Origin of the sequence: Sphingomonas canaveralia, from assembly GCF_047238125.1 — a bacterium.
Classification (GTDB): domain Bacteria; phylum Pseudomonadota; class Alphaproteobacteria; order Sphingomonadales; family Sphingomonadaceae; genus JBDFMH01.
On the sequence record NZ_JBDFMH010000001.1, the window covers coordinates 3,253,845 to 3,273,648 of the forward strand.

At 67.4% G+C, this 19,804-nt stretch carries 17 protein-coding genes; 13 read left to right on the forward strand and 4 right to left on the reverse strand.

Going from position 1 to position 19,804, the window contains the following annotated elements; all coding sequences use genetic code 11:
• The first annotated feature begins 2 nt into the window (after positions 1–2).
• From tssF to ABC347_RS16260, 7 genes are read left to right on the forward strand one after another with little or no spacing between them, the layout of a single operon-like run.
• A complete protein-coding gene (gene tssF / locus ABC347_RS16230; RefSeq protein WP_413246748.1) occupies positions 3–1,871 on the forward strand; it encodes a type VI secretion system baseplate subunit TssF in 1,869 nt (622 codons plus the stop codon).
• The gene (gene tssG / locus ABC347_RS16235; RefSeq protein WP_413246749.1) at positions 1,835–2,857 is read left to right on the forward strand and encodes a type VI secretion system baseplate subunit TssG; all 1,023 of its coding nucleotides are present in this window, start codon (positions 1,835–1,837) and stop codon (positions 2,855–2,857) included. The genes tssF and tssG overlap by 37 nt, the downstream gene beginning before the upstream one ends.
• A 45-nt stretch (positions 2,858–2,902) precedes the next feature.
• Positions 2,903–5,635, forward strand: coding sequence for a type VI secretion system ATPase TssH (gene tssH, locus ABC347_RS16240; RefSeq protein ID WP_413246750.1), 2,733 nt, complete (start codon positions 2,903–2,905; stop codon positions 5,633–5,635).
• The gene (locus tag ABC347_RS16245) at positions 5,632–6,075 is read left to right on the forward strand and encodes a hypothetical protein (RefSeq protein WP_413246751.1); all 444 of its coding nucleotides are present in this window, start codon (positions 5,632–5,634) and stop codon (positions 6,073–6,075) included. Before tssH ends, ABC347_RS16245 begins: the two co-directional genes overlap by 4 nt.
• A gap of 25 nt (positions 6,076–6,100) precedes the next feature.
• Entirely contained in the window at positions 6,101–6,811 is a 711-nt protein-coding gene (locus tag ABC347_RS16250; protein WP_413246752.1) for an NlpC/P60 family protein, read from the forward strand.
• A complete protein-coding gene (locus tag ABC347_RS16255) occupies positions 6,804–8,234 on the forward strand; it encodes a methyltransferase domain-containing protein (protein ID WP_413246753.1) in 1,431 nt (476 codons plus the stop codon). Before ABC347_RS16250 ends, ABC347_RS16255 begins: the two co-directional genes overlap by 8 nt.
• Positions 8,235–8,284: 50 nt before the next feature.
• A complete protein-coding gene (locus ABC347_RS16260; RefSeq protein ID WP_413246754.1) occupies positions 8,285–9,139 on the forward strand; it encodes an alpha/beta hydrolase in 855 nt (284 codons plus the stop codon).
• Here the strand turns inward: ABC347_RS16260 and ABC347_RS16265 are convergent.
• On the reverse strand, positions 9,136–10,464 hold the full coding sequence (locus ABC347_RS16265) for an APC family permease (protein WP_413246755.1): 1,329 nt from the start codon (positions 10,462–10,464) through the stop codon (positions 9,136–9,138). The two genes, ABC347_RS16260 and ABC347_RS16265, sit on opposite strands and share 4 nt — an antisense overlap.
• A 72-nt stretch (positions 10,465–10,536) precedes the next feature.
• On the opposite strand from ABC347_RS16265, the gene kynU reads away from it, so the two are divergent.
• Both kynU and leuB read left to right on the forward strand, forming a co-directional pair.
• On the forward strand, positions 10,537–11,766 hold the full coding sequence (gene kynU, locus ABC347_RS16270) for a kynureninase (RefSeq protein WP_413246756.1): 1,230 nt from the start codon (positions 10,537–10,539) through the stop codon (positions 11,764–11,766).
• A gap of 64 nt (positions 11,767–11,830) precedes the next feature.
• Entirely contained in the window at positions 11,831–12,874 is a 1,044-nt protein-coding gene (gene leuB, locus ABC347_RS16275) for a 3-isopropylmalate dehydrogenase (protein ID WP_413246757.1), read from the forward strand.
• A gap of 138 nt (positions 12,875–13,012) precedes the next feature.
• On the opposite strand, the gene ABC347_RS16280 is transcribed toward leuB, so the two are convergent.
• From ABC347_RS16280 to ABC347_RS16290, 3 genes are read right to left on the reverse strand one after another with little or no spacing between them, the layout of a single operon-like run.
• Entirely contained in the window at positions 13,013–14,329 is a 1,317-nt protein-coding gene (locus ABC347_RS16280) for a PepSY-associated TM helix domain-containing protein (RefSeq protein WP_413246758.1), read from the reverse strand.
• Positions 14,326–14,907 (reverse strand): hypothetical protein, encoded by a 582-nt coding sequence (locus ABC347_RS16285; protein ID WP_413246759.1) that lies wholly within the window; start codon positions 14,905–14,907, stop codon positions 14,326–14,328. Before ABC347_RS16285 ends, ABC347_RS16280 begins: the two co-directional genes overlap by 4 nt.
• Positions 14,907–17,048, reverse strand: a complete 2,142-nt coding sequence (locus tag ABC347_RS16290; protein WP_413246760.1) for a TonB-dependent siderophore receptor — start codon at positions 17,046–17,048, stop codon at positions 14,907–14,909. Before ABC347_RS16290 ends, ABC347_RS16285 begins: the two co-directional genes overlap by 1 nt.
• A gap of 141 nt (positions 17,049–17,189) precedes the next feature.
• Between ABC347_RS16290 and ABC347_RS16295 the strand changes: the two genes are divergently transcribed.
• Genes ABC347_RS16295 through ABC347_RS16310 form a run of 4 tightly spaced genes read left to right on the forward strand, consistent with a single transcriptional unit; the run spans position 17,190 to position 19,784 of the window.
• Entirely contained in the window at positions 17,190–17,549 is a 360-nt protein-coding gene (locus ABC347_RS16295) for a thiol-disulfide oxidoreductase DCC family protein (protein WP_413246761.1), read from the forward strand.
• On the forward strand, positions 17,546–18,040 hold the full coding sequence (locus ABC347_RS16300) for a DUF427 domain-containing protein (protein ID WP_413246762.1): 495 nt from the start codon (positions 17,546–17,548) through the stop codon (positions 18,038–18,040). The genes ABC347_RS16295 and ABC347_RS16300 overlap by 4 nt, the downstream gene beginning before the upstream one ends.
• A gap of 4 nt (positions 18,041–18,044) precedes the next feature.
• Positions 18,045–19,400: an ABC1 kinase family protein gene (locus tag ABC347_RS16305; RefSeq protein ID WP_413246763.1), complete on the forward strand. Its 1,356-nt coding sequence runs from the start codon at positions 18,045–18,047 to the stop codon at positions 19,398–19,400.
• 45 nt (positions 19,401–19,445) lie between these two features.
• Positions 19,446–19,784: a YciI family protein gene (locus ABC347_RS16310; RefSeq protein WP_413246764.1), complete on the forward strand. Its 339-nt coding sequence runs from the start codon at positions 19,446–19,448 to the stop codon at positions 19,782–19,784.
• The last annotated feature ends 20 nt before the right edge of the window (positions 19,785–19,804 follow it).

Sequence of the window (19,804 nt, forward strand, 5' to 3'; positions counted from 1 at the left end):
GCATGGATCCTCGCCTGCTGCGCGCCTATAATGAAGAGCTGGCCTATCTGCGCGAGACGGCGCGCGAGTTCGGTGAGGAGCATGAGGCCGTTGCCGGCCGGCTCGGGCTGAAGACGCCGACCGATCCGGACCCCTATGTGGAACGGCTGCTGGAAGGCGTGGCGTTTCTGGCGGCGCGCGTGCAGCTGAAGCAGCAGGACCAGTATCCCGAATTCACCGAACATCTGCTGCAGGCCGTGCAGCCGCATTATCTGGCCCCCACGCCATCGATCTGTATCGCGCAGCTGGAGCCGTCGGACGGGGACCCGATCCTGATCACCGGCGTGAAAGTGCCGCGGCGGACCGAGCTGAACGCCACCGCCGTCGACCATGGCAATGCGCCGGTACAGTTCCGTACCGGCCATGACGTCACGCTTTGGCCGTTGCGCATCGTGGAGGCGGAATATCTCGCGTCGCGGGCGGCGATCGCACCCTATGTCGCCGCTGCCAATGTCCGCGCGGAAGCCGGTCTGCGACTGCGCTTCGCGACGACCGGTGCGGCAGAGCTTTCGAAGGTACGCCCGCGCGACCTGCCGATCTATCTCGACGGATCCGAAGCGGTGCCGGGCGAACTCTATCGCCAGATCGCGGGCGAGACGCTGGCCGTGGTCGCGCAGCCGGTGGGCTCGACCAGGGGCTGGCAGAAGCTGCCGCTGCCCGAAGCAATCGGCTTCGACGAGGATCATGCGCTGCTGCCGTCGGAACACCGCTCGTTCCGCGGCTATCGGCTGCTCAGCGAATATTTCGCCTGTCCGGAACGCTTCCTGTTCGCCAGCCTGATCGGGTTGGATCGTGCGTTCGCGGCGTGCCCGGAAGGGGAGGCGGTCAGCTGCGATGTGGTGCTGCTGTTTTCGCGCAACGCAGCGCCGCTGGCCGGCGCCATCGATCCTGCGAATTTCAAACTCTACGCCACACCCGCGATCAACCTGTTCGAAAAGCAGCTCGGCCGGGTTCCGGTGACGCCGTACGAACATGAATTCCACGTGGTGCCGGATCGTACGAAACCGCTCGATTTCGAGCTGTTCCGTATCCTTGACGTGAAGGCATTCGGCCGCGACAACACCGATCCTCGGCCGGTTGCGCCGCTCTATGCGTTCGGCGCGCTGCTCTATGACTGGCGCGACGCGATCTTCTATACCAGCCAGATCCGCACGCGCCGCCTTTCGACCCGCGAGCAGCGTCTGCGCCGGCGCAACGACTATATCGGCACCGAGACCTGGATCAGCCTGACCGCCCCCGGCGATCCCGAGCGGCTGGAAGGCGTGACCGAGCTTGCGGTGCGCGGACTGGTCACCAATCGCGAGCTGCCGGAGCTCCTTCAGTTCAGGGTCGACAATCATTTCCAGGTCGATGGGCTGCCGGTGCGCCATGTGTCGGTGCTGCGATCGCCGACCCGGCCGCGACCGCCGCTGGGGCTGCACGATGCGGCCTGGCGCGTGATCGGCCATCTCACGCCTAATTATGCGACGTTGATTCCGCAGGACGGCGACGATGCCTCGGTGCTGCGCGATCATCTCGCGCTCTACGGGCGGCAGGACGACCCACAGCTGCGCCGCCAGATCGACGCGATCCTTGGCGTCAGCGGACGGCCCGTCACGCGGCGGGTTCCGGGGCTGGACCGGATGGCGGTCGCGCGCGGGCTACGCATCCACTTGAAGCTGGACGATGCCGGGTTTGAGAACAGCCGACTGTTCCTGTTCGCTGCGGTGGTCGAGCGCTTCCTGGCCGAGTTCACCACCGTCAACAGCTTCACCGAAACCCAGGTCGAAACTCCATTGGAAGGAATGTTCGCGCGATGGCCGCCGCGGATCGGACGCCGCCAGAACATCTGAGCTTCCTGAACGCCGCCGCCGACACGGCGCAGCGCTGGGGGCTGTTCCCGATCCTGCGGGGAGCGGAGGCGCGCGCGCACGGCCTGCCGCGGATCGGCCGCGCCAAGCTGCCGAACCAGAATATCGTCGATCTGGCGCAGACGCCTTCGATGGCCTTCCCGGATACCACGCTGGACAAGGTGCGTGCACGCTATGGGCGGATCCGGGTTTCGGGCTATTGGCTGGGACTGACCGGGCCGATGGGGCCGCTGCCAACCCATCTGACCGAATTCGGCGTCTATGAGGCGCGCTATGCCGCCACCCAGCCGTTCGGCGACTGGCTGGATGTGCTGGCCGGACGGATGCTGCAGCTATTTTACCGTGCCTGGGCGGACAGCCAGCCGGCTGCGATGCTGGATCGGCCGGGCGACGACCGGTTCGGCGATCATCTGGCCGCGCTATCGGGCGCACGCGAAGGTGTGTCGCGCACTGCGGCGTTCCCCCCGCAGGCGCGATTGCATTATGCGGCGCTGTTCGCATCGCGGCGCAGTGCCGCCGGTATAGAAGACGCGCTGACCCACCTGATGGGCCAACCGGTGACGCTGCTGGAATATCAGCCGCGCTGGCGATCGATCGAGCCCGACGACCTCACGCGGCTGGGCACAAGTTATGCGGCGCTGGGGCAGGATGCTGTGCTGGGCGGGCGCGTGCGCACCGCGACCGACGCGTTCCGCGTCGTGATCAGGGCGCGCAGCTATCGCGACTATCGCACGCTGCTGCCCGGCGGCACGCGCTATGCGGTGGCCGCAGAGGCGCTCAACGCCTTTTCACCCGGCCATCTAGAATGGGATATCGCGTTGGAGATCGCCGAGCGCGAAGCGCGGCCGGCCCGGCTGGACGGGCAGAGCGCGCTGGGCTGGACGGGGTGGCTTCGCAAGCCGACAGAAAGCAATAAGATAAGGCGGGACGCACATCTCAGGCGCCGCACCGCAAGGCGGGCGGCATGATTCGCGCGCGGCCATCGGCTGCCGCCTCGGGGGAGTTGTGACGATATGAGCGAGATCAGCCGTTCCGCCCTGTTCGGGCGTCTCAACCAGACCGCATTGAAGGCGATCGAGACCGCGACCGGTTTCTGCAAGATGCGCGGCAACCCCTATGTCGAGCTGGTCCACTGGCTGCACATCCTGGTGCAGGACCCGTCCAACGATCTCGCCTCGATGCGGACGGTTTTCGGCGTGGACGATACCCGCCTTGCCAAGGATATCGTCGCGGTCCTCGACGGATTGCCGCGTGGCGCCACTTCGATCAGCGATTTCTCGCCGCTGATCGAAGAGGCGATCGAAAGGGGCTGGCTCTATGCGTCGCTACAGTTCGGCGCGGGCAAGGTGCGCACCGGCCATCTGATGTATGGCATGCTGAAGACGCAATCGCTGAAGAACGCGCTGATCGGTATCTCGGGCGAGTTCCGGAAGATAAATGCCGACAAGATCGCCAGCGAATTCGCCAGCGTCACGGTGCAATCGAAGGAGCAGACCGAAGCGGGGGGCACAGCGCCCACCGCGGTTTCGGGCGGCGAGGGCGGTACCGCGCCGACCGCGGAAGGCAGCGCGCTCGAGAAATATTCGGTCGATCTCACCGCGCAGGCGCGAGAGGGGAAGATCGACAAGATAGTCGGCCGCGATGCGGAGGTGCGCCAGCTGGTCGATATCTTGCTGCGCCGCCGGCAGAACAATCCGATGCTGATCGGCGAAGCAGGGGTCGGCAAGACAGCGGTAGCCGAGGGCTTCGCGCGCCGTCTGGCGGATGGTGACGTGCCACCAGTCCTGCGCGACGTGACTTTGCGTGCGCTCGACATCGGCCTGATGCAGGCCGGCGCATCGGTGAAGGGCGAGTTCGAGAAGCGGTTGCGCCAGGTGATCGACGAGGTGGAGGCCAGCCCCAAGCCGATCATCATGTTCATCGACGAGGCGCATACGCTGGTGGGTGCCGGCGGGCAGGCGGGCACGGGCGATGCTGCTAACCTGTTGAAGCCGGCGCTGGCCCGCGGCCGGCTGCGCACCATCGGTGCCACCACCCGCGCCGAATATCGCCAGTATTTCGAAAAGGATCCGGCGCTGACCCGCCGGTTCCAGACCGTCGACTGCCCCGAGCCCGACACCGCCAATGCGATCGCGATGCTGCGGTCGGTGAGCCCGATCATGGAGAAGCACCACAAGATCGTCGTGCTGGACGAGGCGGTCGAAGCCGCCGTGAAGCTGTCGCAGCGCTACATCCCCGCGCGCCAGCTGCCCGACAAGGCGGTGAGCCTGCTGGACACTGCCTGCGCGCGCGTCGCGGTGTCGCAGCATGCGACGCCGGCGAAAGTGGAGGACCGGCTGCGCAAGGTCGAGCTGCTGAACGTGGAGCGCGAGATCGCGCAGCGCGAGGCGGACGGCCAATATGGCAAGGTCGATCGGGTAGCGAAGCTGGACGAGGCGATCGCCGCCGCGCAGTCCGAACTCGATGCGGTAAACGCCAAGTGGGCGGGCGAGAAATCGGCGCTGGCGCGGATGGTCGCGGCGCGTGGCAGACTTTCCGAAGCGCGCAAGGCGGCCGAGGGCGAGGTGCCGGCCGAGGAACTCGAACTGCGCAAGGATCTGGACGAGGCGATCCTGGCGATGGCTGCGGCGCATGGCGACGAGCCGATGGTGTTCGGTGTGGTCGATGCCGATGCGGTGGCGGCGGTGGTGGGTGACTGGACCGGCATTCCGATTGGCCGGATGGTCAAGGACGAGATCCAGTCCGTGCTGGTGATCGAGAACGAGCTGAAGAAGCGCGTCGTCGGCCAGGATTATGCGATGGATGCGATCGCCAAGCGCATCAAGACGAGCCGCGCCAAGCTGGACAATCCCAACAAGCCACAGGGCGTGTTCATGCTGTGCGGCCCCTCCGGCGTCGGCAAGACCGAAACAGCGCATGTGCTGGCGGAACTGCTCTATTCGGGCGACAATTCGATGATCGTCATCAACATGAGCGAGTTTCAGGAGGCGCATACCGTCTCCACGCTGAAGGGCGCGCCGGCGGGCTATGTCGGCTACGGCCAGGGCGGCGTGCTGACCGAGGCGGTGCGTCGGCGACCCTATTCGGTGGTGCTGCTCGACGAGGTCGAGAAGGCGCATCCGGACGTGCACGAGATGTTCTTCCAGGTGTTCGACAAGGGGTTCATGAACGACAGCGAAGGACGGTTCATCGATTTCAAGAACACGTTGATCCTGCTGACATCGAACGTCGGCACCGATCTGATCATGAATGCCTCGGAAGACGAGGAGATGAAGCCCGATGCCGAGGCGCTGGCGACGATGCTGCGCCCTGAATTGCTGAAGGTGTTCCCGCCGGCGCTGCTCGGTCGCCTGCTGGTGCTGCCTTATTACCCGCTGTCGCCGTCCATGCTGAAGGGGATCGTGAAGCTGCAGCTGAACCGGATCGTGAAGCGTATCCAGGAAAACCACGGCATCCGCTTCAGCTATGGCGAGGATGTCGTCGATCTGATCGTGTCACGCTGCAACGAGGTGGCATCCGGCGGCCGCATGATCGATGCCATTCTGACCAATACGATGCTCCCCGAACTGTCGATCGCGCTGCTGGAACGGCAGATGTCGGGCGAAGAGGTCGAATTGATCCATGTCGGGGTCGGCGGTGACGGCTTCGTCTACAGCTTCGGCACGACGTCTGCCGCGGAGGAAGCGCCGGTGCCGGCGCAGGACATACCGGCCCCCGCCGCGATGGCAGAGGCCGCCGCCCAATGATCCGCATGACGACGCTGGCGATCGCGCTGATGCTGGGCGCCAGCGCCTGCGGTGCCGCCGCGCCGACCGATCCACCGGCAAGAACGGCGAACTGTGAGACTGCCGCCGGCCCGTTCTGGAAGGCGTTTCGCAGTGCCGCGCTGGCCGAAGACGCCGGTGCGTTGGCCGGGATGGCACGTTTCCCGCTCGAAACCCGGGGCACGCTGGACGATGAGCCGCCGGGCGCGCTGGACCGGGCGGCTTTCATCGCGGCTGTGCCGGAACTCATAGCGGCTGATACCGGACTGAAGGAGGAAGCATATCCGCAGCATGCGCTGATCAAAGCGACTGCCACTCCACCTGCGCCGTCATGCGCGGACGGCGGCGGCAGCTTCACGGTCGGCACCATGATGTTCGCCTACGACGCCGGTTCGTGGAAGCTGGCGCGCATCTATCGATAGGTCGCAGCTATCGGGGGATTTTCGGATGACGATTCTAAAGCTTCACGACCGCAGCGACAAGGTCCGGCAGATTCAGATCCTGCTCAACAGCGCACTGAAGCCCAGCCCCAACCTGAAGGCTGATGGCGATTTCGGCCATCAGACGGAGCGGGCCGTCAAGCGCTTCCAGAAGGCCAAAGGGCTGACCGAAGATGGCGAGGTCGGCCCGAAGACGCTGGCCGCGCTCGACATGAGGCCGATCGGCAAGATGCCGATCATGCAGGACCAGCCGCCGATCAAAGGCAAGGGCGTTGGCAAGTCCTGGCTGGAGATCGCCAAGGCCGAGATCGGCATTCGTGAGGATGCGCTGCCAGGCAAGCATACCCAGCGCATCATCGATTATCACGCGACGACCACGCTGCGCGCGACGGATGACGAGACACCTTGGTGTTCGTCGTTCGTGAATTGGGTGGTCGAACAGGGGGGTGGTACCGGCACCAAGAGCGCGCTGGCGCGCAGTTGGCTGGACTGGGGCCGCAAGCTCGACAAGCCGCAGTCGGGCTGCATCATCGTCATCAAAAAGCGGACACCGGGCTTTACCAGTGCGACAGGATCGACGACCGGCTACCATGTTGGTTTCTATGTGTCGGGCGACGAAAAGACGGTCCGGATCCTGGGCGGCAACCAGAGCGATCAGGTGAAATATTCCAACTTCGGGCTCGCCGGCTACGAGATCAAAGGATGCCGACTTGACTGATGCGCCGATCGCTACAGCTTACGACAGGATAGCCTACCCCACCGCCATCTTCGCGCAGACCACGCCCGATCGCATGGCCGTGTTGGCGGCGCTGCACGGGCTGCGCGCGCCGCCGATCGAGACGGCGCGCGTGCTGGAGATTGGCGGCGGTGACGGGATGAACCTGCTGGCGCTGGGCGTGGCCTGGCCCGAAACGCGGTTGCTGAGCTTCGATCTGGCGCCAAGCGCGGTGGCGCGTGGCCGCAAATGGGCCGAGCTGGCAGGCATTCGCAATGTCGAGATCGCGCAGATGGATATCCTCGACGCGGCGGCCGGCGCGATCGACGGCGAATATGATTATGTGATCGCGCACGGCGTCTATGCCTGGGTGCCCGATGCTGTGCGTGAGGCGACGATGGCGTTGATCGGACGCGTGCTGGCACCGGACGGCGTCGCCTTCATCAGCTACAATGCCAAGCCCGGCGGCTGGCTGCGACTGGCGATCCGGGACATGCTGCAACATGAACTGGCCGGTATCGACGATACCGAACTGCGGATCGTGCGTGCGCGCGCCTTCCTCAGTGAATTCGCGCAGGCTCCGGAAGAGAAGGAGGAGGGCGTTGTCGCGGTGATGCGCCAGCTGTGCCGCGCGATGCTCGACCGGCCGGACGAGGTGCTGATCCACGACGAGCTTGGCGACTGTTACCATCCGCAAACGTTGAGCGAGGTCGCCGCCGCGGCCGCGGCAAACGATCTGGAGTGGCTGGGGGAGGCGGCGAATGAAGCGATCGACCAGTCCTTCCTTCCGGACGAAGTGGAGGATGTGCCGGGTGCCGTGCTGCGGCGGGCGCAGAGCGCGGATTATGAGGAGGGCCGCTATTTTCGAAGCAGCCTGTTCGTGCGCGCGGGCCGGAACCCCGCACGCCGCTTCGATCCGCGGCGCCTGTCCGCGCTTCATGCCGCCAGCCGTGCGCAGCGCCGCCCCGAAGGCGATTACGTGATCGACGACAGCGTGTTCGAACTGCGCGATGCCGAACTCGACCAGGCGATGCAGCGGATCACGGCCGCCTGGCCGGCGCGGATCGCGGTGGCGGATCTGTTCGATGATCCCGATCGGCTGCATGCCCTGTCGCGCATGTTCGACGCCGGTTTCCTGGGCCTGCACATGACGCCCGGCCGCTATACGCTGGCACCGGGCGAGCGACCGGTCGCAAGCCCGCTGGCACGTGTGCAGATCGCGCACGGTTTCCCGGCGATCGCATCGCTGGACCACCGTACTGTCGCGATGGAGGATGTCCGCGCGCGCGCCTTCATCCAATTGCTCGACGGTAGCCGCGATCGCGCGACTTTGGCCGCCGAATGGGCAGCGAGCGAACATGGTGCGGATATCCCGCTGGATTCCGCGCTGCGCCTGACGGCCGCGGGCGCGGTGCTGATGGCGTGAGGCGCGTTCTTGCGGCACTGACGGCGATCGCACTGGTTGGAGGGGTTGTGATGGCCGAAGCGCAGCCGCCCGCCCTCATGCGCTGGCCCGATCTGCTGAGTCGGCCGCACCCGACCGGTGCGATCCGCATCGCTTATGGTTCGGATCCGCTGCAGCACGGCCAGCTATGGCTGCCCGCCGGCAAGGGCCCGCATCGTACCGTGCTGATGATTCACGGTGGTTGCTGGCAGAGCGACATTGCCGATGCCAGCATCATGGATTGGATCGCTGCCGATCTCGCCAAACGCGGCTACGCGGTCTGGAATATCGAGTATCGCGGCGTCGACCGGCCGGGCGGCGGCTATCCGGGCACCTTTCAGGATATCGCGGCGGCCACCGATCTGCTGCGCGGGATCGGCCCCCGATATGGCCTGCGGACCGACCGGATCGTCGCGGTCGGTCATTCGGCGGGCGGGCATCTGGCGTTCTGGGCGGCCGGGCGCCATCGGCTGCCGCAGGGCAGCGCCCTTCGGTCCGCGAAGCCGCTGCCGATCGTGGCCGCCATCGGCATCGGTGCGCTGCCTGATCTGCCGATGGCGCGCGATTTGCCAGGCAATGACTGCGGTGTCGGTAGCGTGCCGCGGCTTGTCGGCCCGGTCACTGCAGCGCGGCCGGATCCGTTCGTCGATACCTCGGCGGATCGGCTGCTGCCGATCGGGGCGGGACTAACGCTGGTTACCGGCGCGGCCGATCGGATCGCGCCGCCCTCGATCGCGGTGAGCTTTGTCGCAAAGGCGCGCGCCAGGCGGCAGGCCGTCCGCTCGATCGAGGTGCCGGCGCAGGGACATGTCGAGCTGATTGCTCCTGAGACCCCGGCCTGGGCGGCGACGGTGCGCGCGATCGAGGCCGCGTTCGCCGCGCGTTAAGCCGCGCGCCGCCGTGTCGCCACCGCATGGATCGCGATCGATCCGGCGACGAGGCCGGCAAGTGCCAGCATTTCGGACGGGCTCGCCAGCGCCACGATCGCGATCATGCACGCCATGCCGGCCAGCGCGGCCAGCGGCAGGATGCGGAAGGAAAGCGGATCGCCCAGCACCGCGATGTCGCGCCGATGCAGCGCCCAGGCCGCGGCGCAGGCGGCGAAATAGATGATCGCGGTCGACAGCGACGACAGGATCGCGAGTTGCACGAAGGTGCCGCTGAGCGCGAGTGCCAGCACCACCAGGCTATGGACCACGATCGCGATCACCGGCGCGCGGCTGCGTGGATCCAGCTGGCCGAGCGCGGCCGGCAGCAGGCCATCGCGGCCGAACGCAAACAGCACCCGGGGCGCGCCGATGATGTCGCTGGCGATCCAGCCGAGCAGCGACAGCGCGGTGCCAACCAGCAGCAGAATCCGCAGACGCGGATCGATCACCGCGATCGCATCGGCCAGCGGCGTCGCGGATCGCGCGAGCGCATCGCCGAGCAGGCCCTGCGTTACCAACTGCAGGCCGATATAGAGCACCAGCACGAACCCCATCCCCAGCATTGTCGCGCGTGGCACCGTGCGGGACGGTCGCTTCACCTCACCGCTGGACGCCAGCACGGTTTCCATCCCGCTGAAGGCGAACAGCGCGAGGATGACCGCGCGGCCGATATCGGCTTCCCCCAGCGCCACCGTCGGTGGCGGAAGCGCCGACCAGTCGATCGTGGCGGTGCCGAGCAGCAGCAGCACGCCAAGCGGGATCAGCTTCACGATCGTCGCGATCGACGTCAGCCGCGCGCCGGACCGAACGCCCAGTGCGTTGACGAACGCGATACCGCCGACCGCAGCGACGATTACGACCGCCCGCCCGCCGCTGTTGCCGAGCGCCGGCACCAGTGCCGCGATCGCCGCCGCCAGCGCAGCCGCGATTCCGCCACAGGCCAGTGCCGACGACAGCCAGACCGACATGCCGGTGACGAAGCCGGCGCGCGATCCGAACGCGGCTTCGACATAGCCGTAGCTGCCACCGCTGGTCGGCACGCGGCTGCCGGCTTCGGCGAAACAGATCACCACCGCGCCCATCGCGACCGCGCACAGCAGATACGCCAGCGGCGCGGCCGGCCCGACCGCATCGGCAAGCGAGGCGGGCAGCACGAAGATGCCGCCACCGACCACGCCGTTGACGATCGCCAGCGCAAGCCCGGCCGTGCCGATCGCGCGGACCAGCCCCTGATCGCGGGATGCTTCGTCGCCGGCGATCGCCGCTTCGCTGGGGCTGGACATGAACGGCATCCTCTCGCACGAGCCGGGTATGACAGAGACCTGCATGGCCGGCGCCGGCAAGGCAATGGCGCGATGAGCATCGACAGCCTGGCCGACGCGCGCGCCGCGGATCGCGCCGACCCGCTGGCCGGCTTCCGCGATCGGTTCGCGCTGCCTGCCGGCACGATCTATCTCGATGGCAATTCGCTGGGCGCGCTGCCGCGGGCGACGGCGGCGCGGATCGGGGCGGCGGTGGCGCAGGAGTGGGGCGAGCGGCTGATCCGCAGCTGGAACGAGGCGGACTGGATCGGCGCGCCGCAGCGCGTGGGCGGCAAGATCGCACCGCTGATCGGCGCAGCGGCAGACGAGGTGATCGCCTGCGATTCGACCTCGGTGAACCTGTTCAAGCTGCTGGCCGCGGCAGTGCGCGCCAGCGGGCGGGCGGAGATCTTGACCGAGCCCGGCAATTTCCCGACCGACCTGCACATCGCCGATGGCGTCGCCGGGCTGCTGCCGGGGGTGCGCGTGACGCGGGCGGCGGCGGGCAATATCGCAGGCTCGATCGGGCCGGACACCGCAGTCGTGCTGCTGACCCATGTCCATTACAAGAGCGGTCACCGGCACGACATGGCAGCGATTTCCGCCGCGGCGACGGCGGCGGGCGCGTTCAGCCTGTGGGATCTGAGCCATTCGGTCGGCGCGGTGCCGGTCGATCTGAACGGGTCCGGCGCGGACCTGGCGGTCGGCTGCGGCTACAAATATCTGAACGGGGGGCCGGGCGCGCCGGCCTTTCTTTTCGTGGCCGAGCGGCACCAGGCGGCGCTGGCATCGCCGATCAGCGGCTGGATGGGCCATGCCGATCCGTTCGCGTTCGGCGACGATTATGCGCCCGCGCCTGGCGTCGATCGCTTCCTGGCGGGCACGCCGCCGATCCTGGCGCTGGCCGCGCTGGAGACGGGGGTGGACCTGATGCTCGAGGCGGACCCGAATGCGATCGCCGCCAAGTCCGCTGCGCTGTTCGAGCTGCTGGCCGATCGCATCGCGGCCGAGGCGCCGGCGCTGCAACTCGTCACCAGCCGCGACCCGGCGCGGCGCGGCAGCCATGCCAGCTTCGCGCACCCGGAGGCGTTCGCGATCTGCCAGGCGCTGATCGCGGACGGAGTGATCGGCGATTTCCGCGCGCCCGATATTCTGCGCTTCGGCCTGACACCGCTGACCCTGTCGTTCGAGGACGTCTGGATGGCGGGTGAGATATTGGGCGGGATCATGCGCGACGAGCGCTGGCGCGATCCGCGCTTCGCTATGCGCGGCCGGGTGACCTGAGCGGCTTGCCAGCCGGCGGCGCGCGCGGCACAGACCCCGCGCCATCGATCGAGGGGGACATGGGATGCTGATCGCGCTGCTGCCGGGAGACGGGATCGGCCCCGAGGTGATCGTCGAAGCGCGCCGCGTGCTTGATGCAGTGTGCGGGGGCGCGCTGTCGTTCGAGGAAGCGCCAGTCGGTGGGGCCGCATACCGGCTGGCGGGCCATCCGCTGCCGCCGGAGACGCTGGATCTGGCGCGGCGCGCGGATGCGATCCTGTTCGGCGCGGTCGGCGACCCGGCATGCGACGGGCTGGAGCGCAGCCTGCGCCCCGAACAGGCGATCCTGGGATTGCGGCGCGAACTGGCGCTGTTCGCCAATCTGCGCCCGGCGCGGCTGTTCCCCGAGCTGGCCGACGCATCGGCGCTGCGGCCGGAAATTGCGCGCGCGATCGACCTAGTGATCGTGCGCGAGCTGAACGGCGACGTCTATTTCGGCGAGAAGGGGATGCGCACCACGGCGGGCGGGTTGCGCCAGGGCTATGACGTGATGGCCTATGACGAGGCCGAGGTGCGGCGGATCGCCCGGGTCGGGTTCGAGACGGCGCGGGCGCGGCGCGGGCGGCTCTGTTCGGTCGACAAGGCCAATGTGCTGGAAACATCGCAGCTGTGGCGCGACGTGGTGATCGAGACGGCGGCCGACTATCCGGATATCGCGCTGAGCCACATGTATGTCGACAATGCCGCGATGCAGCTGGTACGCGATCCCGGCCAGTTCGACGTGATCGTGACCGGCAACCTGTTCGGCGACATCCTGTCCGACCAGGCCAGCATGTGCGCGGGATCGATCGGGATGCTGCCATCAGCCTCGCTCGATGCCGGGCAGAAGGGGCTCTACGAGCCGATCCACGGATCCGCGCCGGATATTGCCGGGCAGGGGAAGGCCAATCCGCTGGCGACGATCCTGTCTGCCGCGATGATGCTGCGCTATTCTTTGGGCATGGCGGAGCAGGCCGACCGGATCGAGGCGGCAGTGGCGGCCGCGCTGGCGGATGGGGCGCGATCGGCGGATCTGGGCGGCACGCTATCGACTCGCGCCATGGGCGATGCGGTGCTGGCGCAGCTCTGAGTGGATCAGCGGACGGGTATTCGGTTACCCGAAAGCAGCGAAAGCAGCGCTTGTGCGCAGCTCTGTGCCTGTCAAACGGGCGCTGTTCGTGATCGACGGTTCAAAGAGCCGGCCGCCGACAAGGGACCAACGACTGCCTTATACTTCAGCTGGTGGGCTGTAGGACAATGGTTTCTGCGCTGCGCCGCGACCGGCGCGCAGCACGAGGCCAATGATGCAGAGCCCCAGCACCGACCAGAAGATAGCGATGAACGGCGCACCGTTGCCAAGCGCGAAGCGGGCCACGAGCGTCGCGCCGAACGCAACCGGTGCGCCCCAGACGACGCCGTGCCAGGCGGCGCGCAGCCGCGGTTCCCGCGTGCCGCGCCGTTCGCGCTTGCCCAGCCAGATATAGACGCCGGTCGCGCTGACGACGGTGAGCGCAAGCCCGAACAAGGCGTAGGCGATCTTGACGGGCAGGCCGCCATAGTTTCCGAAATGCAGGCTGTAGTTGGAGGCCGCCGCCTGCTTCCCGATCGCGCCATCGGCGAGGCCGGCGGTGCCCTTGAACCGGCCGGCGGCATCGAACGCATAATATTCGCCGAAGATCAGTCGGCGCGGATGGCCGCCGACCAGCTGGACATGCTGGCCCGCCGTGCCGGGATCGTGCAGCACGACATAGCTGATCGCGACCTGCGGATAGGTGGCGCCCATGTAGCGCAGCGCTGCGGCAGCATCGGGCACCGGCGCGCGGGCGGCATTATGCTCCGGCTCGTCACCGAACACCGGCGCATAGGCTGCCTCGACGTCGCCGCCATAATAGCGTTCGGCGAGGAACCAGGCAGTGACACCGCCGAGCCCGATGACCGCGCCGGTGATCGACAGCGCGAGCCCGAACGGCAACGTCCAGACGCTGAGCCGGTTATGCCAATCGGCCAGCGCCACCCCGCCCTTGTGGCGCGTGCGCAGCCGGAAGGCATCGCGGAAGATGCGCGGATGCGCGACCAGCCCGGTGATCGCCAGCGCAACCATCAGCATGCCCAGGATGCCGACGATCGCCATGCCGATCGCGCCTGGCAGGTGCAGCGTGTAATGGAGGGCGTAGAGGAAATCGGACCACGCATTTTCCTCCGGCATCACGATCGCACCCTGCGCATCGAGATGCACGGCCTGGCTGTCGGTGGTGATGGTGGCGCGTGGCAGTTCGGGCACGGGCAGGTGCACGTAGAGGTGCGTCGTCGGCGGCTTGCCGCGTTCACTGGCCATCACCGCGGCGATGCCGCGCTGAACCGCGTCGGGATCGATCCGCGCCATTTCCGGCGCGGCGCCCTGTTCGGCGCGCTGAAGTTCCTCATAGAACACCAGCAGCGATCCGCTGAGGCAGACCAGATAGAGCAGGGCGCCTGCCAGCAAGCCGATCGCGGCGTGGGCGGACAGGCCCTTCTTCACGACCGCGGGGCTGGGCATCAGGTTCATGCGATCAATCCCGTCACGATGGTCGGCAGGCCGACGATGCCGCAGGCCAGCAGCGTGCCGACCTGGGAGCGGCGGCGATCCTGCATCAGGATGATTGTGGCGACCACTGCCCAGCCGATCGGCAGCATGAAGAAAGCCGCGACGTTGGCGTTGGCCTCCCCCCAGCCCAGCAGCATCGCCGATCCCCGCATGGTGAGCGCGAGCGCGGCGGCGGCAAGGAAGCCACCGGGGATCACGATCAGGAAGGTCGTCAGCCGGCCGCCGATCCGCCACGCTTCCCCCGCCTCAGGCATCATCCCGGCGCGACGGTTGGCGGCAGCGGCGCGGCCGGCCGGCGATCGCCATCCGGCGAGCGCGAGCAGCGCGAACGCCGCCAGGATCGCGACCAGCGCGACGATCGACACCCCCCAGGCGCCGGCAATCGCGGCACCCGCAACCAGCGCCAGCAGCAGCAGGCCCCAGCCGATGCCGTTCCACAGCAGCGACCGGCTGGGCCGCGACCAGGCGAAGCGCAGCACGCCGACGGCCGCGGCCGCAAGCGCCGATGCCAGCCAGAGCGAGGTGCCTGCGGGCTCCATCAGAACCGGTAGCTCAGCGTGCCGAAGACGTTGCGCTCGGCGCCGTTGAAGCAGTCCCCGCGGGCCAGGCAGGCCGAATAATAATCCTTGCCCAGCAGGTTGGTGGCGTTGATCGCCAGGCTCCAGCGCTGCCAGCGGAATTCGGCGAAGCCATCGACCAGCGTGTAATCGGGCGTGGTGATGCCGTTCGGGAAGGCGAAGCCGAACGACTTGTTCTCGCCGGCATAGCGCACGCCCGCCCCCAGCCGGAGGCCGATGTCGCCGGGCAGATCGAAGCTGCGTGCCGCCCAGATCGAGGCATTGTGCTTGGGCACATTCTCAAGCTGCTGGTTGGTGCCGTCGATCTCGGCTTCGTTATAGCTGTAGTTGGCGATCAGCTGCAGCCGGCCCGGCAGCTCGGTGCGCGCCTCGAACTCGATGCCCTTGGAAGTGAGCGAGCCGGCCTGGCGCTGATCGAACGGATCGGGCGTGGTGGGATCGTCCACCGGACGGTTGTTCTCCTTGATCCGGTATCCGGTGATCGTGATCAGGCTGGCGGGGTTGAGCTCATACTTGATCCCCGCTTCATATTGATTGCCCGATTTCGGCACGAACGGATTGCCGTTGCTGGCGGTGCCGGCGATCGGCTCGAAGCTTTCGGTATAGCTGAAGAAGGGCGAGAGGCCGGGCAGGATCTCGCCGATGACGCCCGCGCGGAAGGTGGTGGCGTTCTGCTTGACCTTGGGCGCGCCGAACGCGCTGCTCGTCACCCGATCCCGGCGAGCGCCGAGCACGATCGAGACGCGATCCCAGAGCCGGATCTGATCCTGGAGATAGAAGCCTAGCTGGGTCTGCTCGACATCCTCGGACGGACCGGCGGGCTGGGGCAGGCCGCCGCCGAAGTCGGAGAGGGCGGCATAGTCGGGATCATAGATGTCGATATATTCGAATGCGAAGCCGCCGACCTTGCGGACATGGTTCCAGCTGTAATCGACGCCGGCGAGCAGGACATGCTCGATGTTGGCGCCGGTATCGAACTTCAGCTGGAGGTTGTTGTCGGTCGAGAAGATCTCCATCCGCGCGCGGCTGCCATCGGCATAGAGGCCGATCGTGCGCTGGTTGGTGTCGCGCACCGCCACCCCCGTCAGCGGATCGATCACCGGCGTGCCGGTCGCGGGATCGAGCAGGACATAGGGATTGGCTGGGTTGGAATAGCTGTCGGGATAATGGGTGAAGTAGGTCAGGTCGCTGTCGATGTAGCGCGCCTTCAGGCTGAGCCGGGCGCTTTCGCTGAAGCGGTGATTGACGAGTGCGGTGCCTTGCAGCAGCCGGCCGTCATAGCGATCCCAGCCGGGCTTGCCGATGAAGCGATCGAACGGCAGCCGGCCGTTGGGGTTGGGCAGCAGCGTCCCGACGACCGGCAGGAACTGCGAGGTCGAGCCGCCGTCATCCTCCTGATAGAGGCCGAGCAGCGTGATATCGGTGGCGGTGCCGGGCGACCAGGTGATCGACGGCGCGATCATGATGCGATCATCGGGCACGAAATCGACCTGGGTGCCGGCATCGCGCACGCGAGCGACGAAGCGCGCGGCCAGATCGCCCGTAATCGGCCCGGTGACATCGACCAGCGCTTCCTTGCGATCGAACGACCCATAGCGCAGCGACACTTCGCCGGCCGCCTCCGACGAAGGCAGCTTGCTGTTTAGATTGACGAGACCGCCGAGCGAGCCCTGTCCGAACAGCACCGACGAGGGGCCGCGCAGCACCTGGACACTGTCGAAATTATAGGGGTCGGCGCGGATCGTGGCGTAGAAGCTGAATACGTCGCGCATGCCATCGCGGAACTGGAGCGCGTTCAGGCCGCGCACGAAATTGCTGTCGATGCGGCTGTCGGGGCCATAGGGGTTCGCCTGGACGCCAGCGACATAGTTCAGCGTATCGGAAATCGACACCGCACCCTGCGCCTCGAGCAGATCGGCCGAAACGATGGTCACCGGCTGTGGGGTCAGGATCGCGGGCGTGTCGGTCTTGGTTGCAGCGTTGCTGGCTTCGAGCTGGCCGAGCACGATGATATCGTCACTGGCATCGAAGGCTTCGGCCAGCGCCGGCGCGGCAACGAGCGAAGCGATGGCAAGCGTGGCAAGCGACGTAACTGAACGCATCATGTCCCCCTGTGGATGCCTGCCGACTAATGCGAGTCAATCTCATTATCAAGTGATTTTCCGGGGGGTGGGGAGCAGCCGACGCGCAAGAATTTCGGGATGGGGAGGCGCAATGCGCGCCGGGCATCCTACATGGGTTTCATGGTCGACCTGACAGTCTGGCATGACGGCACCTGTCCGCTGTGCGCCCGCGAGATCGCTTTCATGCGCCGGCTCGATCGGGCAGGCGCGATCCGGTTCGTGGATGCGGCCGATCCGGCGGCTGTGTGCCCGATCGATCGCGGCGCGCTGCTGGATCGCTTCCATGCGCGCGAGGATGGCGTGATGCTTTCCGGCGCGGCGGCATTCGCGGCGATGTGGCGGGCGATCCCGCTGCTGCGGCCGATCGGCCTGGCCGCGCGCAACCCGATCGTGCTGGCGCTGCTCGAGCGAGCCTATCGTCTTTTCCTGCGCGGGCGGCCGCGTCTGCAAAGGGCCTTGCGCCAGCGGCGGACGGCATGAGGCCGCGCCCGGACCCGGCAGCACCGGGACAGGAAAGCGTCTGGGATTTCCCGCGCCCCGCGATCGCCGAGCCGAGCGCGGCGCATATCCGCATCGAGCATGGCGGGGTCGTGATCGCCGAGACGCGCCGGGCGATCCGCACGCTCGAAACGAGCCATCCGCCAAGCTATTATATCCCGCCCGAGGATATCCGCGCAGGCGTGCTGCGCCGGGCGGCGGGCAGTTCCTTCTGCGAATGGAAGGGGTCGGCGGCCTATTGGGATGTGGTGCTCGGCGGCATCGTGCTGCCGCGCGTCGGCTGGAGCTATCCGAGCCCGACCGCGCCGTTCGCGATGCTGCGCGACCATGTCGCTTTCTACGCTACCCCGTTCGATCGCTGTACCGTGGATGGCGAGACGGTGACGCCGCAGCCCGGCGGCTTTTATGGCGGATGGATCACCAGCCGCTTCGCCGGCCCGTTCAAGGGCGTACCCGGCAGCATGGGCTGGTGACCGGGTGAGCGACGAGGCGCCCGACGACCGGATTGATCCGCGGGCGCGGGCGGTGCCGAGCGGGCGGCTGTCACGCTTCGGCCAGTTCGGCCGGCTGGCGGGCGGCGTGGCGGGCGGGATGCTGGCCGAAGGCGCGCGCCGGCTGGCGGATGGCGAACGGCCGCGGATGCGCGAGATGCTGCTGACGCCGGCCAATGTCGGCCGCGTCGCCGATCGGCTGTCGCACCTCCGCGGCGCGGCGATGAAGCTGGGCCAGATGATCTCGATGGATGCCGGCGACATGCTGCCGCCAGAGCTGGCCGAAATCATGGCGCGGCTGCGCCAGAATGCGCACCGGATGCCGCCGCAACAGCTGCAGCAGGTGCTGGCCGCGGAGTGGGGCAAGGATTGGCGCAGCCGTTTCGCGCGGTTCAATGCCACGCCGATCGCGGCGGCATCGATCGGCCAGGTCCACCGCGCCACCACGCGCGACGGACGCGATCTGGCGATCAAGGTGCAATATCCGGGTGTCGCGCAGAGCATAGAGGCCGATGTCGACAATGTGGCGACGCTGTTGCGCGTCTCCGGCCTGCTGCCGCGCGGGCTGGACATCGCGCCGCTCTTGGCCGCCGCCAAGGAGCAGCTGCGCGAAGAAGCCGACTATGTGCGCGAGAGCGAGCAGATGGCGCTCTTCGGCCGGCTGCTGGCGGATGCGCCCGACTATCTGGTGCCCGAGCGTGATGCCGAATTCACGACGCCCCAGGTGCTGGCGATGACGTTCGTCGAGGGGCGGCCGATCGAGAGCCTGGCGGAAGCGCCGCAGGACGAACGCGACCGGGCGATGACCGCGCTGATCCGGCTGGTGCTGCGCGAGCTCTTCGAATTCGGCGTGATGCAGACCGATCCGAACTTCGCCAATTATCGCTGGCAGCCGGACAGCGGCCGGCTGGTGCTGCTCGATTTCGGGGCGGCGCGGCCGGTGCCGGCAGAAACATCGGGCGGCTATCGCGCGCTGCTGCAGGCCGGCATGGCGGGGGATCGCGATGCCACCCGCGCCGCCGCGCTGGCGGCGGGCTTTGTGGGCGAAGGCGCGGTGCAGAACCACCTTACGCGGATCGACGAGATGATCGACGTGGTGATCGCCGAACTGGGCAAGCCCGGCGCGTTCGATTTCGGCGATCGCGGCTTCGTTGGCGTGCTGCGGGACCAGGGCATGGATGTCGCCGCCGATCAGGCCGCCTGGCACATTCCGCCGGCCGACCTGCTGTTCGTGCAGCGCAAGATCAGCGGCACCGCACTGCTGGCCGCGCGGCTGAAGGCGCAGGTCGATGTGCGCGCACTGCTGGCGCCCTATCTAGAGGATTCCCGTGTCGATGCCTGACCGGCTAATCTTGTCGTGGGGCGGGGCTTTCGACATGATCCGAGCATGCCCAAATATCTGATCTCCTTCCCCGGCGAGGCGATGTTGCTGGCGGAGGAGGATTATCCGGCGGTTTCCGCCGCCGCGCACGCGGTGATCGAAGAGGCGAAGGCTGCAGGCGTCTATGTGTTCGCCGGCGGTATCCACGAGCAGGTCGACCCGGTGCTGGTGGCCGGTGACGGGTCGGTCGAGGCCGGGACCTATCCGGGGGTTCGACTGACTGGCGGCTTCACGATCCTGGAACTGCCGGCGCGCGCGGATGCGATCGAATGGGCACGCAGGATCGCGGTCGCGTGCCGGTGCGCAGAGGAACTGCGCGAATTCATGATCGATCCGGCGAGCTGAGCGCGCCTGATCCTACTACG